19 protein-coding genes are annotated in these 20,089 nt (G+C 38.2%); 4 read left to right on the top strand and 15 right to left on the bottom strand.

Going from position 1 to position 20,089, the window contains the following annotated elements; all coding sequences use genetic code 11:
• The 3 genes from AC4MRQ_RS09650 (at position 1) to AC4MRQ_RS09640 (ending at position 4,249) form a co-directional block, all read left to right on the top strand.
• Complete coding sequence (locus AC4MRQ_RS09650; protein ID WP_491197461.1) at positions 1-1,779, top strand: STN domain-containing protein; 1,779 nt, start codon at positions 1-3, stop codon at positions 1,777-1,779.
• Between the two features lie 186 nt (positions 1,780-1,965).
• The gene (locus AC4MRQ_RS09645; protein ID WP_491197460.1) at positions 1,966-2,823 is read left to right on the top strand and encodes a lysophospholipid acyltransferase family protein; all 858 of its coding nucleotides are present in this window, start codon (positions 1,966-1,968) and stop codon (positions 2,821-2,823) included.
• A 325-nt stretch (positions 2,824-3,148) separates the two neighbouring features.
• A complete protein-coding gene (locus tag AC4MRQ_RS09640; protein WP_491197459.1) occupies positions 3,149-4,249 on the top strand; it encodes an LA_2272 family surface repeat-containing protein in 1,101 nt (366 codons plus the stop codon).
• Between the two features lie 124 nt (positions 4,250-4,373).
• Here AC4MRQ_RS09640 and AC4MRQ_RS09635 read toward each other — a convergent pair whose 3' ends face one another.
• Positions 4,374-5,081 (bottom strand): Crp/Fnr family transcriptional regulator, encoded by a 708-nt coding sequence (locus tag AC4MRQ_RS09635; RefSeq protein ID WP_491197458.1) that lies wholly within the window; start codon positions 5,079-5,081, stop codon positions 4,374-4,376.
• A 112-nt stretch (positions 5,082-5,193) separates the two neighbouring features.
• Between AC4MRQ_RS09635 and AC4MRQ_RS09630 the strand changes: the two genes are divergently transcribed.
• Positions 5,194-5,610 (top strand): OsmC family protein, encoded by a 417-nt coding sequence (locus AC4MRQ_RS09630; RefSeq protein WP_491197457.1) that lies wholly within the window; start codon positions 5,194-5,196, stop codon positions 5,608-5,610.
• A 140-nt stretch (positions 5,611-5,750) separates the two neighbouring features.
• Here AC4MRQ_RS09630 and AC4MRQ_RS09625 read toward each other — a convergent pair whose 3' ends face one another.
• From AC4MRQ_RS09625 to AC4MRQ_RS09560, 14 genes are all read right to left on the bottom strand, one after another.
• Complete coding sequence (locus tag AC4MRQ_RS09625; protein WP_491197456.1) at positions 5,751-6,686, bottom strand: hypothetical protein; 936 nt, start codon at positions 6,684-6,686, stop codon at positions 5,751-5,753.
• Entirely contained in the window at positions 6,683-7,675 is a 993-nt protein-coding gene (gene aroF, locus AC4MRQ_RS09620) for a 3-deoxy-7-phosphoheptulonate synthase (RefSeq protein ID WP_491197455.1), read from the bottom strand. Before aroF ends, AC4MRQ_RS09625 begins: the two co-directional genes overlap by 4 nt.
• Positions 7,672-8,562 carry a DUF5777 family beta-barrel protein gene (locus AC4MRQ_RS09615; RefSeq protein WP_491197454.1) on the bottom strand — a complete coding sequence of 297 codons (891 nt, stop codon included), beginning with the start codon at positions 8,560-8,562 and terminating at the stop codon, positions 7,672-7,674. The genes aroF and AC4MRQ_RS09615 overlap by 4 nt, the downstream gene beginning before the upstream one ends.
• 10 nt (positions 8,563-8,572) lie before the next feature.
• The gene (locus AC4MRQ_RS09610; protein ID WP_491197453.1) at positions 8,573-8,935 is read right to left on the bottom strand and encodes a hypothetical protein; all 363 of its coding nucleotides are present in this window, start codon (positions 8,933-8,935) and stop codon (positions 8,573-8,575) included.
• Positions 8,928-9,608 carry a hypothetical protein gene (locus AC4MRQ_RS09605; protein WP_491197452.1) on the bottom strand — a complete coding sequence of 227 codons (681 nt, stop codon included), beginning with the start codon at positions 9,606-9,608 and terminating at the stop codon, positions 8,928-8,930. Before AC4MRQ_RS09605 ends, AC4MRQ_RS09610 begins: the two co-directional genes overlap by 8 nt.
• A 67-nt stretch (positions 9,609-9,675) precedes the next feature.
• Entirely contained in the window at positions 9,676-10,887 is a 1,212-nt protein-coding gene (locus tag AC4MRQ_RS09600) for a porin (protein WP_491197451.1), read from the bottom strand.
• A 45-nt stretch (positions 10,888-10,932) separates the two neighbouring features.
• Positions 10,933-12,108, bottom strand: a complete 1,176-nt coding sequence (locus tag AC4MRQ_RS09595) for a Rid family hydrolase (RefSeq protein ID WP_491197450.1) — start codon at positions 12,106-12,108, stop codon at positions 10,933-10,935.
• A gap of 27 nt (positions 12,109-12,135) precedes the next feature.
• A complete protein-coding gene (locus AC4MRQ_RS09590) occupies positions 12,136-13,560 on the bottom strand; it encodes a di-heme oxidoredictase family protein (protein WP_491197449.1) in 1,425 nt (474 codons plus the stop codon).
• 173 nt (positions 13,561-13,733) lie between these two features.
• Positions 13,734-14,879: an imelysin family protein gene (locus AC4MRQ_RS09585; protein WP_491197448.1), complete on the bottom strand. Its 1,146-nt coding sequence runs from the start codon at positions 14,877-14,879 to the stop codon at positions 13,734-13,736.
• Between the two features lie 32 nt (positions 14,880-14,911).
• A complete protein-coding gene (locus AC4MRQ_RS09580; RefSeq protein WP_491197447.1) occupies positions 14,912-16,192 on the bottom strand; it encodes a porin in 1,281 nt (426 codons plus the stop codon).
• A 269-nt stretch (positions 16,193-16,461) separates the two neighbouring features.
• Positions 16,462-17,055 (bottom strand): response regulator transcription factor, encoded by a 594-nt coding sequence (locus AC4MRQ_RS09575; RefSeq protein ID WP_491197446.1) that lies wholly within the window; start codon positions 17,053-17,055, stop codon positions 16,462-16,464.
• A gap of 1 nt (position 17,056) precedes the next feature.
• Positions 17,057-17,809, bottom strand: coding sequence for a hemerythrin domain-containing protein (locus AC4MRQ_RS09570; protein ID WP_491197445.1), 753 nt, complete (start codon positions 17,807-17,809; stop codon positions 17,057-17,059).
• 259 nt (positions 17,810-18,068) lie between these two features.
• Positions 18,069-19,091, bottom strand: coding sequence for a phenylalanine--tRNA ligase subunit alpha (pheS, locus tag AC4MRQ_RS09565; RefSeq protein ID WP_491197444.1), 1,023 nt, complete (start codon positions 19,089-19,091; stop codon positions 18,069-18,071).
• A gap of 132 nt (positions 19,092-19,223) precedes the next feature.
• On the bottom strand, positions 19,224-20,089 hold an 866-nt coding region (locus AC4MRQ_RS09560; protein ID WP_491197443.1), incomplete at its 5' end, for a peptidylprolyl isomerase.

Genomic DNA, 20,089 nt, shown 5'->3' with positions numbered 1-20,089 from the left:
ATGAAGTATATATTACCGGTTCTTTTTCTGTTTTTTATCCATACGCTAACAAAAGGTCAGAATTATTTAGAGATGCCTGTTACAATTCAATCAGCTAACACGCCGATTGCAACTGTTTTTGATCAACTCGAGGCTCAGCTGGCTTTTAACTTTTCTTACGAAGCCCAACTGATTAATGAAGATAATGAGGTCAGTATTAATGCTGTAAATAAATCGTTGCAGGACGTTTTAACACTTACCTTAGGTCACGATTACGACTTTAAGGTTGTTGGTACTCATGTCATTATTCAAAGTAATTTAGAGCCAGTAGACAGACGAGGGGGAAGCTTCTCATTAATGGGTCAGATACTTGGGCCCGATAACCAGCCTCTTGAAAATGCAATCGTTTATGAAGCTAACAGGCAAACGGCTGCTGTAACTAATTATGATGGTTTCTACCGTTTCAATTTTCGCGATAAAAATCATCCAGTTGCCTTAAATATCAGTCACAGTGGTTTCCGTGATACAGTCGTCCATGTTAGCCAGGGAGAGTTGCAGAAAATGAGAGTTATCCCAATCTCAGAGCAGCGAATTATACCTAGTGATTTTAAAACCATGGAGTCCAAAAGCGGTACCTCTTTGGTCAATAATGAAATGAAGAGCTTAAGCGATATAAAATTGGTTCAGTTCATGATTCCTGATGATGCTTTGTATGTATCCAGTAACCTGAACGCTTTTAACTGGCAATCAGCACAGGTTTCATTAGTACCTTATGTAAGTACTAATGATTTGATGAACGGGTTGACTACCAATAATGTATCCTTTAATGTAATTGGTGGTTATACTGCTCAGATAGAAGGGGCTGAATTTGGCGCTGTCTCTAACTTTATTCAGAACAGTGTATATGGTTTTCAGGCAGCGGGCGTGAGTAATATCGTTGGTAAAGAGGTAGTTGGTTTTCAAGCGGCTGGAGTTGTTAATATAACATTAGGTGATGTGAAAGGTGGACAGGCCAGCGGAGTCATCAACCATGTTAAAGGATACCACACCGGAGCAATGGTTGCAGGAGTAATAAATATCACAGAAGGAACAGGCGAGGGCTCATCTTCAAAAGGAATTAAAGCACAGGTATCAGGCGTAAGTAATATTCATTTGAAAGACACTGCTAACCTTCAAATAACATCTGTTTGGAACCAGGCGGAACGGGTTAAAGGTGTTCAGGTTAGCGGATTCGGTAATTATACAAAAAAACTAAATGGGGTTCAGATTGGTATTGTTAATATTGCCGATACAATTGAAACTGGAGTCCCGATTGGCTTGATCAATGTAGTTAAGAGCGGGTACCGAAAACTCGAATTGTCTACAAATGAAGTGTTTCAGGCAAATGTAGCTTTTAAAACAGGTGGTAATCATTTATATAGTTTTTTGAATGCCGGCTTTGGTAAGTATATTGGGGTAGGATATGGATTTGGTTATACGACTGACTATAGCCGAAAAAGTTCTTTTAACATTGATGTTGGAACCACCGCATTATTTGACACCGATGCAGCCATTAATTCGTACATGGGTATATCCAACCGAATTACGGTAGGTTTAACCCATCAAATTTCAAAGCTCTTTGCATTTTCTACAGGACCTGCTTTTAATTTCTTTATGGTGCATAAGGAAGCAGGAACATCACTACCTTCAGAAATTAATAAACCATCCGGTATTTATTATGGGAACTATTATTTAGAACAAGCATTAAAAGCAAAGAAGAATAATCATTGGTTTGGTTGGTATTTTAGCATTCGTTTTTAATAAATACTTGCCAGGTATTGTGTAAATGTTAGTTTAAGTGGTTTTTTATTCGTCTCATAATGCTGTAAATCTTTTGTTTAGGGGAATGCTCAAAAAAAATATTGATTTTTTTAAAACCCTACTAGGGGTAGATATCGTATCGATTGTCATACTTACAAATAATTCAATCCAGCAAAAACAAGCAAAATGTCGTTGCCAAATTATTTATTATTAGGTCCCGTTAAGGCAGTAGGCCTAATGCCATTAGGTTTCCTTCACCGTTTATCTGATCTATTGGCTTTTATAGCCTATAAAGTAGTACGCTACAGAAAGACAACCGTTTTTCAAAATATCTCTAAATCATTTCCTGATTATAATCACAGGCAGGTAGAAGAAGTAGGTAAGAAGTTTTATAAAGGATTTACCGACATGTTTATTGAAACAACAAAGCTGTATGCAGGTAGAGAAAAAACAGTTAAGAACATGGTTAATTATACCGGACTTAATAAAATTGATGAACTTACCAGTCAGAATAAAACAGTAATTATTGTGATGGGGCATGTAGGTAACTGGGAAGCTCTCTCGACCATGAGTCTTAAGTTGAAAGATCCGCTACATATCGCCTACCAGCCACTTAATTCGAAAGTGATAGAAAAGTATATGTTTGATATGCGTAGCCGTTTTGGTATAAAAATGCTGCCTTCTCATAAATTAGCCAGACACTTAATAAAAAACAGAAAAAATCCTGGTTCTTATATGCTTATCTCTGATCAATGTCCATCGAGGGAGTCAACAAGGTATACAACCCAATTCTTAAATCAACCGACTTCGTTTTTCGATGGATTTGTAAAGTTGAGTAAAGGCGTGAAAGCTGCTGTTGTTTACCTTGGAACGCACCGTATAGAACGAGGTAAATACGAGGTAAATTGCAAAGTTCTTACCGACGACGCAGCCAGCAAAAGTGAAGAAGAATTGGGTAACTTATATGTTAAAGCTCTTGAACAGGATATACGTCAATGGCCGGAACAATGGCTATGGTCGCATAAAAGGTGGAAGAGGTTATAGAAAAATTAATCAAACTTAGAATGAATATAATTAGAGGTGATGTTTCTGCATACCGGTGATTAACCGTCAAGCAGAAACATCACCTTTTTAATTTTCCGCGTGTATGTGCTCAGGCAAGATACATTAATTATGTCACACACAGCATGTCCGACTGCTCCTTTCATTTTAGCCCCTTAATAAATCTAATGTTTCGACTTCAAAATGCTTATAACCTCTATACTTTAATTTTTTTTTGAGGTTTTTTTAAATTCTGAATGGGGGTACTTTAAATATTGCTTGTCATCCTGTTGTAAAATGAAAAAACAACAAATAAAAAATGATAAAGATGACAACAAAACTGATGACTCTAACCATGTTTTTAATAATGACCATTGGATTAAAAGCACAAGATGCTAAAACAATAGCACCGGCACAAGTTACTTTTGCCTATCCGTTAGGCACCAATGGTCAACAATCGAAAGAGATTGCCAATCGTTTTTCTTTTAATGTTCTTTATGGTATAAATGGTGGTGTTAGCTCTTTTGAACTTGGAGGTTTAGGTAATCAAAACCACGGAAATGTTAAAGGCCTCCAGTTAGCAGGTATTGCTAATATTACTGAAGGAACAAGTTCAGGTGCAATTATTAGTGGTATTGCCAATGTAACTACCGAATCAGTTAATGGCATGCATATAGCAGGAGTAGCAAATGTTACTAATGGTAAGGCGTTAGGAGTACAGATGGGAGGTATCGCCAATATTAACAACGATTCGTCAAACGGATTGATGCTTTCTGGTATTGCCAATGTTGTAACAAAGGATATGACCGGTTCACAAATCAGCTTTATAAACGCTACAAGCGGGACTATGAATGGTTTCCAATTGGGTTTTATCAACTTTGCAAATAAAGTGAAAGGGTTTCAATTGGGCTTTGTAAATGTGGCGGATAGCCTGGATGGGGCTGCATTAGGTTTTATTAGTATTGCAAGGAATGGTTATTACGCCGTTGAAGCAACAAACAGTGAGGTTATGTATTCTAATATAACCTATAAGATGGGGACAACGAAATTGTATAATATTTACACAGGTGGATATGGCAAATACAATAGTAAAGACGTATACAGCTTTGGTTTAGGTTTGGGATCATTAATTCCACTCCATAAGCGTCATGCATTGGCAATAGAAGGTGTCACAAATCATATCGGCTATGACAATGATTGGGAAAAGCTTAATATGCTGAATAAGCTTAACCTGACCTATCAGTTCCATATAAGCAGGAGAATATCAATTGTAGGTGGTCCTTCACTAAACCACTATATTACTGAAGTAGAAAATAATGGGGTATATGGTACACTTAATATGCCGAAAACAATATGGGAACACCAAGGCAGGAAGAATATGCAATATATATGGATTGGCTATAACTTTGGTATAAACATTAGACTATAGAATAAAGTCAAATTACAACTGTAATTCAGAATGGATAAAAAACGCCTGAGCTTAATTGAACTCAGGCGTTTCTATTTTATAGCAAGCTGCCAATCACAACTGACTAACAACTATTAACCACTGTCTAAATATACACATTACCGATCTTGATCAGCTTTGGTATATTGATCAATTTTATTTTACGACCGTTCAATTCGATCAACTTATCCGATTTAAACTCTGATAACAGACGAATAACGGATTCGGTGGCTGTACCCACCATATTTGCTAACTCCTCTCGTGTAAGAGAAATCTGAAGTGTTCCATCCTCATCCAAATCAAAGGTATCCATTAGTAATAGAAGCACCTCAGCTAAACGTTCACGAACCGTTTTTTGCGCAATATCGGTTAAGAACTTGTTAGATTCTCCCAGTTCACGACATGTCAATTTCATTAATGACATAGCGAATTCGGGGTTCACCTTAATTAAACTGGTTAACACCTCAGCAGGTAAATAACACAGAACAGCATCGTTAACTACCTTTGCTGTTGTACAAGCTAACTCGTCACTTACAACTGATCTAAAGCCTATTAGATCTCCATCCTTTGCAAATCGAATGATTTGCTCCTTCCCGTCAAAGCCGGTCTTATAAATTTTCAATATCCCTTTTATCACAACATAAGCACCATTAATACGACTACCTTCGTGGTAAAGAATATTTCCACGCTTGTGAAGGGTGCAGCTCATCGACTGCGTCAAAGAGTCTAATTCCTCTTCGGTTAAACCGTTGAAAATTTCATAAGACAGCAAATCTACATCATCGCTGAAAGGGACACTTTGAATATTTTTCATAACTTGACTAACAACTGAATGAATAAAAAAGTGATAAATGTCATAATTTGAGAGCAAAGATATAAAAAGGTCAGATAATTACATTATCACAAATATTTAAATAGTTCGATATATGAAAACATCAACAAAAATTAAATGGACAGGAAGCATGTCCTGGGAGACCGAATTATTCGGTCACAAGTTAATTTTGGATGCCAGTGAAGAGAATGGTGGTGAGAATAAGGGAACGCGTCCAAAGATACTTATGTTAACAGCTTTAGCTGGTTGTACAGGGATGGATGTTGTATCTATTCTGAAAAAGATGCGTGTGGAAGTAGAAGATATCCAGATATTTGTAGAAGGAGATCTGACGGAGGAGCATCCAAAATATTACGAAAAGATGCATGTCATCTATGAGTTTAAAGGGAAAAATTTACCAATGGACAAATTGGAAAAGGCAGTCAGTTTATCGGAGGAACGCTACTGCGGTGTATCGGCACTTTATAAAAAAGCTATACCGGTTACAACAGAAATCAGGGTTGTCGACTAGCCTAAAAAATGTTGTTAAACATCAAAATTCGACTCAAATAATGCGCAAAAAAGAGGCAGTCAATTTTCTGCCTCTTTTCATTTAGCTATGTTGTAGCTCTGATTTCTTTAATGACCTAAAAGACGGTTTGTAACATTCACTTATAGCGTTACAGTTTTGTGGGGCAACGAAACTTTTTTAATCGTGCTTTTCTCATGATTCAGCAACAGATAATTATAGGCAAGTGTTAGTTTTAAATCATCATCGTTGATAAGATGGCTGGCCAGCTTTTTCTTAATAAGTTTATTCATCAATCGCCGTTGACGTAATAATTCCAAAGCAACTGTAAAAAGCTGATCATTTTCTGAATAAAGCAGATTAGCTAATTGTTCTGTTAGTTGATCATTATCAAGCTTATCAGTATTACTCAAATTATGCAATACATTTATCTGCTGATTCAAACTAAGCTTATGCAATGCTGAAAGATCAAAGTCTGATGTGATTTCAGTTTTGTTATTGGACAAGTCGAATGCCTGAAGTGTTTTCTTTCTTATCTCGTCTTTTGATGATCCGTGAACCAAATGCCATAAAACCCAGGTTGTTTTGATGGCTCCATTAATGTATTCAAATTTATGTGTTTGCACAGTAGCTGAACTTACAGCATCAACGGAGTGGTAAGTATTCTCTGCTTCATGTGACGTCAGATTTTCATACTTACAGAATTTAAGCTCGGAGCCTGGATTATTAAGGATTTTATGAAGCTTATTGTAATCTCTCTCCGAAAACTCTTTGTGATTAAGTTTAGTAAGTGTTTCTTCCTCTAATAATTCATATTGCAGATAATTACCAAATATATCCCAGTATAAACGAACCTTCATTAAGCGGCAAACATCTTCACGGTGACATGGGAACTTCTCAATATCACGATAATAATATCTGGGGAGATTATTCTCATCTAATACCTGCACCAAGGTATATTCTTCTTCATCATTTTTAATCTCGAATTGAGTTTCTGTTTGTTTTAACTCAGTGTCTTTTTCTCCGTTTACCAGTGAAAAACCAGTAATAAATATGAATGCAGCAATTAAAATTTTCATACTAATTGTTCTTTTCTGATGTGCTTATAAGCCTCTAGTTGTAGAAGTAAACCCTTCATTTGTGAAATTGTAAGCGATTGCGGACCATCACTTAAGGCTTTATCTGGCTGGTCATGTACTTCAATTTCCAGTCCATCGGCTCCGCAGGCAATTGCAGCCAAAGACATTGGAGTTACCAATGAACGAATGCCTGTTCCATGGGATGGATCTACTATAATTGGTAAATGTGAATGCTGCTTAATATATGGCACTACATTTAAATCAAGGGTATTACGTGTGGCCGTTTCGAATGTAGAAATACCTCTTTCGCAGAAAATAACATGAGGATTCCCATGTGTCAGTATATATTCTGCTGCCAGTAAAAAGTCATTCATCTTAGCCGACATGCCCCGTTTCAACAAAACAGGTTTATTAACCTTACCAAGTGCTTCCAATAGTGAATAATTATACATATTGCGTGAGCCTACCTGAATAATGTCAGCAACATCTGCAACTTCATCCAAATGATCCGCTGTCATTAGCTCTGTTACTATCTTAGAACCATATTTCTCCTTCATACGGTTGAGATATTCCAGACCTTCCCCTTTTAATCCCTGAAATGAATAAGGACTGGTACGCGGTTTATATGCTCCGCCACGAAGAAACCGAATACCCATTTCGGCCAGTGAACCAGCTATTCTGTTTATCTGTTCGTAGCTTTCTATGGCACATGGTCCGGCAATGATTGTTAAATCTTCACCACCAATAAGATCATTACCACAAATTATCTCTGTTGATTCAGGCTTCAGTTTCCGACTTGCAAGAGCATATTCCGGAAGATCAGTAATTCTGTCAGCAACGAAACATTCGTCAATATTTTCGGCCACAGATGCTTCTTTAACCAGTAACATATCATTAACCTGCCTGCAATCCTCATTCAATATTGTTGAGTTTAATAATCCGGCCCGGGCTTGTTTACAACCCTCATTATTTAATTTTAAAATGATCATGATTGCTGTTTGTGTTTTTGCTTGTCTCCTGAAAAGAGTTTTACTCGGATGTTAAAACCTATTCTCAGGTTTTTTAAAGCAATTGGATTGATATTGTAGACCAAATCCTTACCCAGACTTATTTTATCCCGCGTAGTGAAAAACAATTGAAAATTATGGGTGCGGGTATATGATTCGAAGCCAAAGCTTAATGCAGCTTCCGGTTTAAATTCTGCAATAGAATTGTCATCGATCCAAGTAATATTACCCGGCTGCTGATAGCTTGCAAAAACAGATTTGTTTCGCGCTATTTTATAACCTACTGCTAAGTTAATGTCGTAATTATCAGCTTGTCGTTTATCGTCAACAGTATTCATATGAACGTATGCTAAAGATGCCTGTACATTGAACTTGTAATTAAATTGCCTGGCAATTATCAATTCATTTTGATAATACAATCGCTTACTAAACCGATACGTATCCCCAAACATTGCTTTGTCCCGTCCGTCAACAGATATTGCAGAATAAAAGCTTAAGGAGAATGGCATTCTATTATCAGTTGACTGTTGTAATATTCTGTATTTTACACCAAGTTCCTGAACTTTATGAAATTTTTGAGTAAAAAAACGAGCATCCAGGCGTTTATTGATACCATAACTGATGCCCATTGAAATATTTGATGTGGCATATACTCCAAGTAAATCACTGAACCCATTCTCAATAGTTCCGAAGCGATGCAATATTTCAAGTTGCAACTTTCCTTTTGGGACTGTTATTGCTGTTTGCCGGTCAACCAGGTGCGTTCCCCAAAATGCACTTCCAACCGGAATCTGCTTTTTATTATCCTGCCCTTTTAAAACCAGACAGAGACATAACAGAGTGAATATGCTTATCTCTTTAATATTCATTAATTTGATATTAGTTATTTAATGCTCCCTCTACTATCCACAGCAATAGCAATTGCTTTTCAAAATCAGTGGGCGTGTCAACAGTAGGATGACCGGAATTAATCTTAATTATCAACTTGCTCTGATCAGGTTCATCTATATCGATATAACCGCCTTCCATCAAGGCCTTGTATGCTGAATTCTGCAATAGAACAGGAGGTGTGGCAATACTATTGTGGCAAGCCATACAATTATCGTTAAAAATTGGCTGTACGTGCTCGTTATAACTAACCTGATCAGGGAGTATCCCGCTGATATCAACGTAATTGTACTCACAAGCTGATAATATTAAACTACCAACAAGCAGGTATAGCTTTAAAAAGCTCCTAATCATCCTTAGCACCCTCGTTGATCCACTTTTCAATGAGCTTTTTATCTGTGTCTGGTAAGGTTGTACTATAATCATGATTAAAGCTCACGTCGTTATCCAGAACTTTACTTATAAAACTCTTGGCTGCATCACTTGGAATTACCAGAGTTTCATTCTCATATCCGGCAACGTTTGACTTTACATTAACCAATGCAGCATAGCTTTTATCAGGAGTTAAATATAAATCGGCTTCAGTACCAACAGATCCACCATGGCATTGAATACAGCCATTGAAAACCTGCTCCTGAACTCGGATAAATGATAATAACTGGATGTCAGTCGTCGGTAAATTAACATCATCGATAAAACTACTTTGAGAGTATGTGTGCAATACAGCTTTAATATTACCTCTTTCAGCTTTGACATACACTTTACAGGTATAATTGCCCGATTCAGCATTACTGATGGTGAAGTTATGTTCTGCTGTGTTACCGGGATTACTGATTTGTGTGTAGTAAACGGGAGATGTGGCATCGCCTTTAAACAAACCTACATATAGGTTTTCTCCATCAATCCAGTTGTTGAGGTCTGTAATGGATAATGCGCCACTGACTTTTATTAATTTGGTGACATCTTCGCTATCACTGCTACAAGCAGTCAATACTAATATTGTAAATAAATAAATTAACTTTTTCATTGCTATATTTTGTTGAGAAAGTATGCAGTGCAGTTATAGGGTGTAATTGCACTTAAACCAGTTTTTATTAAAAAGCAAATTGCAACTGCGCACAAATGCTGTGTTCCGGCATTCCGTTGTCATCGTCATTTTCAGAAAATAAATCGTCGTGACCCATTTTTTGCAGATTTTGATACATAACCTGAAGTTTCAGGTTGTTATCCATGAAATAGTAATTGAGACCAAGAGCTGGCATTACCAATTGACCATTCACATCTGCTCCGTTACGATCCATCATATCAATACGGATTGCAGGTTGCAATTTATCCGTTACAAAGTAGCCGGCCTGTGCATAAGCACCATAAAAGTTCATTGTTTCAGAAGTTTGCTGACGTTCAACAAAGTCAACATTCATCAAATAACCTTCTGCTCCCACATACCAACAGTTCTTGATGTAGCTCATTTCCAAGCCAAGGCGCATATCGTTACTGGCTTCCATGTTAGCCTCAACATTGTATGATACGCTTGCGCCAAGTGAGAAGTATTGAGCGTTTAAGTCATCGGGTGATCCCTGATGCAAGGGCATAGCACCATTAGGTGTGTAAGCCATCCGGGCTGCATATAATAATGATGGAATTCCTAAGTCATCACTGGTGGTGCTTGTTGCAGAATTCACGCTGATACCTGTTCCGTTAAAAATACCAACCTGGTATTCCCATTTATTGGCCAACAATCCATGCATTTGTACACCTATATCAAATCCGGTGGCTATACGTGGATTGAATGAGTTCAGGTCAAATGGAATATTCACTCGGGTTGTTAATGAAGCTGGAGGTGTCATAAACAGTGTCTGTCCCAAACGCGACAGGTAAGCATGTGTATAAGGTGTTTTAAATTTACCTATACGAAAGCGCATTTGCTCCTTCAGGTTAATGTCGAACCAGGCTTGTTGAAGTAATGAACCGCCTGAAGCAGCAGCATTAATCGTCAGGTTATAGGTAATAATGTTAAATGCTTTGCCTGCAAAACCTACTAAGGCATAAGGAACACTAAAACCTGAGTTAAGCACATTATCCTGTTCAAAAAGTGCCAGCCCCTCATCATCGTAGTAATTGTAACAGGCACGGGTTTGAATCAACACAAAAGGCTTTAGCAAAAAGTCGCCTTTAGATGTTTCAAATCGGAATCCTTTTTTACCAGCTAAAGGAATAAGGTCACTTTCGATATATTTTTCGGTGTTTTCCTGAGCAAATGTTACGCTTGCTACTGTCAACAGAAATGCTATAATTTTGAGTTTCATTTTATTACTATATTCTATCAGGTTATTTTTTAAATTGATTTTTTCTTACACAATGGCGATGCACTCCATTTCTATCAACCAGCCAGGTCGACAAACAGGAGCCAATACAATTACTTTAGGGATGAGCGCCAGATGATTTTCAAAATATTGATTCGCAACTGCAGCGTCAGCTACATCGCGCAGGTAAATAATCAGCTGGGCCATATTTTCCAGACCGGCACCTGCATCCATCAACAAGGCTTGCATATTCTCAAGTGTTCGCACTATTTGCTTGTCGATCTGCTGTGTGTGAACTACTTCTCCTTTGTTATCAATACTGGCTGTTCCGGAAAGGTAAATATGACGGCGATCATCAAAGTCGACGCTTGTTCCGCGCTCGAAGGTTACACCATATTCATGGGTTGGATTGAGATGATCCAGCGCTTCTAAAAATCGGATACGCTCTTTCTCAATCCCCTTTATGGAGTAAGCATCCATTAACACGTTATTGTTATGGTTAAAATGGCGTCCTTCGATTCCTGTACTTGAAATGAAGTTGGTTTTAGCTGTCATATCTAAACGATCGAAGTATTCGCGACGTGATACAACAACTCCATTGTAATTATAATCAACATCTTTCACGTATATCCAGGTGCGAATGCAATGGTCTTTCATTTTCATGTTATTACCTTCCAGATCATTGTTGAATGACCTAAAAATTTCATCCGTTTGCTCGTAAGATGTTCCGGTCTGATTATCCGCTAATAATTGGGTATGATAAATGTGTTCATAACCACCGTACCTAACAGACAGATAATTGCCTTTATCCTGTTTATCGATACTTGTATCGCTATTAATAAGATAAGCCCACACCAGTACTTTATTTCCATCTAATGGTGGTTGTTGTACAATTGAAATTGCGCATGGTCCATATGAATGCTCCAGTTGCTTTACTGCATTTTGGAGCTTACTCATTTGGTTGGCACAATCACTAACAAAAAAGCGCAAAACAAGCAGACCATTCTGATTGATGTTGTTTTTTATGATGTAAGTACCAATCGCAGCCATTATTTTATCCAGCTGCAAATCAAAATGTTCTGGTAATGCAGGTTGACACATCAGGTGATGTTCTCCCCATCCGTTTTTGTTATAAACGGAACTCTGAACATTGACATTTACAATGATTTCGGAATGGTGCTGAACCTTAGTTTGTTCAGCTATTAAAATATCATTACTATTCATTGAGTTTTCCCTTTAAACATCAGATTATTATAAGGAGCGTAAGAATGCTACCAATGCATCCCTTTCTTCCTTTGTCATGTTGTAGAATATCTGTCGCGATACATCGCCTTCACCTCCATGCCACATAATAGCTTCAACATAGTTACGTGCTCTGGCATCGTGAAGAAAATCAGTATGTCCGTTTACTACCTCCTGAAGACCGATACCCCAGAGTGGCGCAGTACGCCATTCGTCTCCACTGGCATTAAATTGCGAGAAGTTATCACCCAGTTCAGGTCCCATATCATGCACCAGGTAATCGGTATAAGGATGAATGGTTTGTCCGCCCAGCCACGGCAATGGAGTACCGTCAATCAAGGTCACCCCTTCAGGGCGGGTATGTAATGTCGCGGTATGACACAAGTGACATTTGGCCCTTACGAATAACTCTTCGCCTTTTTGAACCTCAGGGTCATCAATATTTCGACGGGCAGGAACTCCCAATGTATGAAGGTAGTAATCCACATCTGCCATATCTTCCAAAGATATTTCGATACTGGGGTCATCACCTTCGTTCTGATCCTGACCGTAACCAATTTCTTCGGGATAGCGTGTACTTGTTACGCCCATATCAGATAAAAAGCCCAACTCAACTGTAAGATCAGCGTGGTGAGCCTTATGACCCGATAGGCCCATTTGTTTTGCGCCTCGTTCAATAATCCAGTTGATTTCGCCTGAGATGCCAAATTCAGGGTATTGTTGTTTTTCCAGCGCCTTGATTTCGTTAGGATCAACTGCTAACATCAGTCCCATACCAACATGCCGCAGTGGGGTACGAACTGACATTTCCAGTTGTTCCGGCGGGATTGAATCAGCATACCAGTCGTAAATCTCGTAATGTGGGGTACGTAAAGAATATTTTTCACCATCCGGAAACGCATATTCCTGCTCGGAATAAGTCACTCGTAACCGACCTTCAGGTTGATAACCAAATACTGCCTGGTCGTGCAATACCCGGCCATAATCGCGATGATACTGATCGTTAGGGGAACGCATAAAAGTTAAAAAAGACGAAAAGCCTTTTCCACTACCTCCATGTGTAAACAACGTTGATTTGGAGCGACCGGCATTGTTATGGCAACCGGCACATGAAAATCCACAGTAAAGAGGACCTAATCCACCATAAGGACCATTGTCGTATTGCCGTGGCGTATCATATAGTCCATCACCGTCGAGAAAACGGGTATACATAGGGCCATCACCAGCCCAGTCAGCAGGTGTATCGAACGCCACACTGGTAAAAGTAAAGGTAGTTGATTGCCCGGCAGAAAGCTCTTTTATGTTTGCAAGTGTTCCGTCGGGTTTATAGATATCCTGATATACCTCTTTATCGCAAGATATGGCGAGTAAGCCGATATAAAGCAGAATGATCAGATTCCATTGACTGATTTTTATATTATTGAGCAAAGCCATATTGTTGAGTTTTAGCATTGTAATACCTAATGGGTATTTATCAATAATTCAAAATTTTATTAAGCTACAAAACCCACCCCTTCCATTGAATAAATAGAAAGGATAGGTTAGCGTGATAATTTCACCCTTAGCAACACCTTTGTTTGCTAGGTGAAAAGCATATACGGTTAATACTATTCTACGCCACGTACATTACCTTCGCGGAAAATCAAATACTCAACGGTATGAAATCCACGAGTTGTATATCCTAATCCATTGGCTACAAAATCAGCGTTTAACGATTGCGCAGAATTCAACACGTTTGATAATTGTGTTTCATCCACTGGCCATGAGTCTAATAATGGATCAAGATTGTGGTCACCGGCAGGGCCAAATAAGAACGACTCACTCTTCTCCCATGGTGCACGTGTACCTTTCCATGCATTAGCAGCGGCTTCCAAGTTGGCTTTTGTCATGTCAGCTTTAAATGTTTCTGCTTTAGCAAGCAGATTTTTACTGTTTGTAAACATGGCAGCATAAGTAGGGATAATTGTTTTATCCACATAGTCAGCCAGAATTTCAGTAAAGTCATAATCACCTGCATTGGCAACAACAGTTGCTACCTCATCAGCAAAGATGCCTTCCACCTCAGCAATTTTAGTCATGGCAGTTTCCACTTTAGAAGATTTAAGATTGTCAACAAAAGCACCTTCTGTTGCACAGTCGTCAATAGCAGCAATGGCAGCGTCAATCTTGGCTTTAACCTCTGTATCTAAAGCTGCATCTTTTTCTTTTATGTAGTCAGACAATCCTTTACCACGATCATTGGCATCGTATCCGCCCAGGTATGAGTTTTCGATACTTAACAGGTTGTTCTTAAAGTCAGTGTATGAGTTCTTGCTAAAGCGTGATTCTGCCTCAGTTGGAACGGCAGCACCTTCTCCACCATTTGCAGCACCCATTTTTACTTTACCTAACTCATCGGCAATACCAACAATACCTTCAACAATTTCATTTACAGCAAATAATTGTGTTTGGTAACGACTACCTGCTTTACCAGCATTCTTATATTCTTCACCATATGGAGTTCCGATTTCGAGCTCAATCTCCTCCATTAAAGCAGACTCGCCTGTTCCGCCTTCCCAGCTTGCCCAAAGTGTCAAACAATCGTTACGTAATACTTCTGAAGAAGCAACCAGATACTCTGCCTCGCGGTCATTAATTGGACCATTATTAATGTCTCCACCTGTGGTGTTATTGGTTTCATCATCGCTGCAAGCGACAAATCCAAATGTTAATGCTAACGCACCCAACATTAAAAATGATTTCATCTTTTTCATGTCTATTATTGTTTAAGTTATGTTATTAAATATTATAGCCTTGCAAAAATGCCGTAGTAACCAATGGCTATGCCTAATGTGTTTTCATCATTGTAATTTCCCCCGTCAATTTTTCGCATTGAGTAATCAACCTTAATTGCTAAATTTTTAATCGGAAAATAGTTCAGGCCAAAGGTTGTGACTGTACGTTTGAATCTTGGATCCTGAAAAACGCCATCTTCAACCTTCTCCATAGCATTGTAATATTCATAGCGTACGAATGGATAAAGTTGCCCGGCAATATTCAAAGGCTTGAAAATATTATAACCCATTTCAGCTGAATAGCTCATGGCATTTTTAGCAACCGGTGTATTGGTATAAGGTGAGTAGCGCGAAAGAATCTTCTTATTAAGCTCGCTGATTTCTTCCGAATCAGTGAGGTCACCGTATAAGAAGTTAGCTCTGAATATAAAATCCCGGTTATTAAAAACAGCATCGAACGTTCCGATTGTAACCGTTCCGTCAATATGTTCCATTTTATCAGGTTTTGAACTGTTGGCTGCTGTATTGCCACGATAAAATGACGCTCCTATTTTCAGGTTCCGGAAACTGCGGTTATCCAGACGTAATGCTACGGCCATATCTGTCATCTTAACCTGCTCGTATTGTGTCTGGCGGGCTTTTCGCACCCAGTATTGCGACGACATACCGTTGGCATCCAAACCATTAATTAGTTGAGCCTCGTAACTCCATGCCTTGCGTCGGCCAAACTGTCCAACCAGAGCAATACCCGTTTCGTGCCATGTTAACGGTATGATTGTATTTTCACCTTCCGGTCTGACGGTTGTAAAAAATTGCGTAGGTAAATGATTTTGATTGGTTAAACCAACAGGAACCACGAAATGCCCCACTTTAATTGCAAAAGCATCATTGAAGTACTTTGAAATATAGAATTGTTCGAGAACGACTTCTCCACCTTTTTCAATTTCGGTTTCCCATTCTCCTGATTCTTCATACTCATATTCAACAGTACTACCTGTTCCACCGTGTTCAAATTCAATTTCTGTTGATAATGCCCAACCTTTTTTGAATTTATAATCAAAGGACACGATCATACGAGGCAAATCAACAATTGCTCTTTTATCAGAAGCAGAACCACCCGGTAACCAGGGATTAGAACCATAATCCATACGTTGATATAGAATTTCACCATATCCTCCAAAGACCAGACGACTGGTATCATTATTCTGAATAGGGTTTACATATAGGGCCTGCCCGGATAATGTTGTTACCATGCTTATAACAAATAGCATGGTTAGTAATCCTTTTCTCATTTTGGTAATTTGAATTAGTTCTCAATAATTTGAGAGCACAAAACAACCAATATTACCAGGCCAGTACAATAGCAATTAATTACGAAAATGAATTCTGTTGTAGTAGATGTAATGCATTGATATGTAAACAGAAAGGCTGTCAGGAAAAGTTACCAATCATGAATTGCATGAGTCTGATCATAACAAATAATGAATAAAGACTTTGGAGTATTAAAAACACATGCAATAGTAAAGCTATTGCAATTTAGTGTGGTAAGAATTACTTCAGATTATGCCTTAACATCTTCCGGCTTAATCAAATCATGCATAACGGCGTAAACAGTTAATCCTGCAATGGTTTTAATACCGAGCTTTTCCGTAATGTTTTTACGATGTGAGATAACAGTGTTAATACTGATGAATAGTTTTTCAGCTATTTCTTTGTTTGAATAGCCTAAAGCAACTGTTTTTAAAACATCAACTTCCCGTTCGCTCAATAACTCTGAATCGTTTTCTGAATTACTTTCTTCAGGCTCAAAGAAAAAGCTCTGAAATTTTTCCAGTACATCCTGGCGTGTATCTTTCTCTAAAATATATTTGGCTCCTGTATGGGAATTACAAGGTTTGTTGCAAACTACAAGCATTTTAGTATCAGGGCTCTTTGCTTTAAGCTTCTTTATTGATTTATCCAGATCAGGACAAAGTATTTCCTGAGCGACAACCATGAATTTTATGTCGCCAACATCACTTAGACAAGACATTGTTGCATCAAAAGAATCAGCTTCGAACATGTCTGGTTCTATTCCGATTACGCTCAATATTGTTTTTACACCTAAGCGATGAATAAAGTGCTTATCTGCGATGCAAACTTTTATTTTATGCATATCACTCTGCCTCACTCGCTTTAAGTATTTGTTGTTCTAATTGTATTACCTTTGGTACCAATACTTTATCTTCAATTCTTGAATGATCCTCTAAATCAACTTCAAGGCGAAATAATTCAGTTAATAACTTCTGACAAACCTCTTTGCACATGACAGGGGGAAGATGTCGGATAATCAGGTTTTTGAGATCGCTGAGTTTTAATTCCATATTTTCATGATCGCGGGCATAATGTTCGATTGATTCACTCCTTACTCTTTCCACTACTTCATTGGTAATGCTATTCTGTACAATTGCATCTTCTAAAAAGGAGGTATAAGGGAAAACAATTGCATCTTCACGGTTTAAATGGTTTTCTAATTCGATTCTGTATTCAGAAAAAAAGTTGCTTAATAATTCTATATTTTTCTGGTTCTTATCAGATACTTCCTTTTTGATCTGAGCAATATAACCTTCTATCTCTGGTATCTTTACGTTGAGGTAATAGGCATGAGTATTAGAGAGATAATCAACTATTAGAGAAGCATTGAATTTTTGTAATTCTTTTTGTGGGAAATAGTCATGATTATGGTAGGAGTTGATGATCTCAAGAAAAAACCAAACATTTATATTGTAATCGTTACACACTTCGGTAACGGTTTTATTGCTAAAACCATACTCTATACCAAACCTACCAATTATGGGGATAAGGCGATAATCCATATGGATGACGTCTGCCATTTTAGTAGGTGGCGTAAATGGTAAATTTTTATTCATTCTTTTGGGCTAACCAGATTATATAAATCCTTGAACATCAACAGGACACTTTAGTGTAATTTTTTATTATCCCAGTGAATTATCACTACACAAAAAGTATCCTATTTGTACGAATCAAAAGTATAGATCACCCATTAAAAAAAAATCACCATTTCTTATGATTTTGAGAGGCTCTATTGAAATGCTCAAAGTCCCCTCCTTGAAAATAAAAACCCCTGCTCAAAGAACAGGGGCTTCACTATATATTTTAAAATATTGCTTATTGTCCGGCAGATTTAAACTGATCGAGGAAACGTTTGTCATTCTCAAAGAACAAACGAATATCCTTAATCTGGTACTTCAACATAGTGATACGCTCAATGCCCATTCCAAATGCAAATCCGGTGTACTCATTACTGTCTATACCACTGGCTTCTAGTACGGCCGGATCAACCATACCACAACCTAAAATTTCTACCCAGCCTGTGTACTTACAAACATTACAACCTTTACCGCCACAAAGTGTACAAGAAATATCCATCTCAGCCGATGGTTCGGTAAACGGGAAGTAAGACGGACGCAGTCGAATCTTAGTGTCGGCTCCGAACAGTTCTTTTGAGAAATATAAAAGTGTTTGCTTTAAGTCGGCAAACGATACGTTTTTATCAATATATAATCCTTCTACCTGGTGGAAAATACAGTGTGCACGTGCCGAAATGGCTTCGTTACGGAACACTCGTCCCGGGAAGATGGCACGGATAGGCGGCTGTTGCTTTTCCATTACACGCACTTGAACTGATGAGGTATGTGTGCGCAGCAATACATCCGGATTTGTCGCAATAAAGAAGGTGTCCTGCATATCACGAGCCGGGTGCTCTGGAGGAAAGTTCAAGGCTTCAAATACGTGGTGATCATCTTCAATTTCTGGTCCATCAGCTACATTGAAACCAAGGCGAGAGAAAATCTCAACAATCTCGTTCTTCACTATGGATAATGGATGACGGCTTCCTAATTCGAAAGAAGTTCCGGGTAAAGTTAAATCAGTGCCTACCTCACCCTGACCATTGGAAGCAAATCCTTCTTTGATTTCATTTATTTTGTCAAGTGCCTGAGTTTTTAAAACGTTTAGCACTTTACCAACTTCGCGCTTTTGTTCGTTAGGTATGGTTTTAAACTCGTCAAATAGCTGAGAAACCAAACCCTTTTTACTCAAATATTTAATCCGCAACTGCTCAGCCTCTTCAGCTGATGAAGCTGCCAGGCTTTTAATTTCTTCAACTAATTGATTGATTCTATCTAACATGATTGTTTAATTACTTTATTATAGCGACTTGCAAAATTAATAAAACGATTGGGATGTGTGATGCGATTAGGATTCTTTTTTACAAGGACTGATGACTATAGCATTTTCCTAATAGTCATCAGTGAACTAAAGCTATTTCTTAATGATCTCAATGGTTTTAATACGTATTTCATCAACCGGACGATCAACAGCATAAGTTTTTACCGACGCAATTCTATCTACTACATCCATTCCTCTTGTCACCCATCCAAATACAGTGTAATCACCATCGAGATATGGAGCACCGCCAATAGTAGTGTATGCTTTACGTTGGGCTGCAGTGTATTTAATGCCTTTCTCCTGTTCCAGATCATCCAGTTCGGTATTGTTGAATAGGCGTCCTGCTACAATATAAAACTGTGAACCATCGCTTCGGTTATTCCGGTTGCGATCTTCGGGGAGCTTGGAGGCAGCAATCATACCTCGCTTATGAAACAGATCGGGTTGAATATTCATTTTTAAGGTATACCCCGGTCCTTGCCAGCCTACTACATCATCTTTTTTAGCATATTTGGTATCGGCTGCACCAGTTTGAATCAGGAAGTTTTTTATAACCCGGTGTACCAAAAGACTATCGTAAAACTGATCACTGACCAGCTTAATAAAGTTATCGCGGTATTTGGGTGTTTTGTCAGAAAGTGCTATTTCAATATTTCCTTTATTAGTGATAATGCGAAAACCTTTGACCTTTGTATGAGAGATGTAGACTTTGTTGGATTTATTTCGGAGGTCATAAATTGATTTGGGACTATTCTCTTGTTGTTTGATAAGTTGTGTAATCCACCTGGCTTCCAGAACTCTTTTCTTACCACCTATTTCCTGAACGATACCTGCCAGGCGATGACTTTTCGCAAACACGGGCTTGCCGGCTTTAAAGTCACCTTCATAACTTTTATAGCTAATGCTATCAGATTCTGTCAATACGCCATTAATATCCTGGTCAACATAGAGTTTTTTGT

The sequence above is a fragment of the Carboxylicivirga sp. genome, from assembly GCF_982718395.1.
The sequence above is the reverse complement of the archived record's forward strand: the minus strand, read 5'-3'. Positions and strand labels throughout refer to the sequence as shown.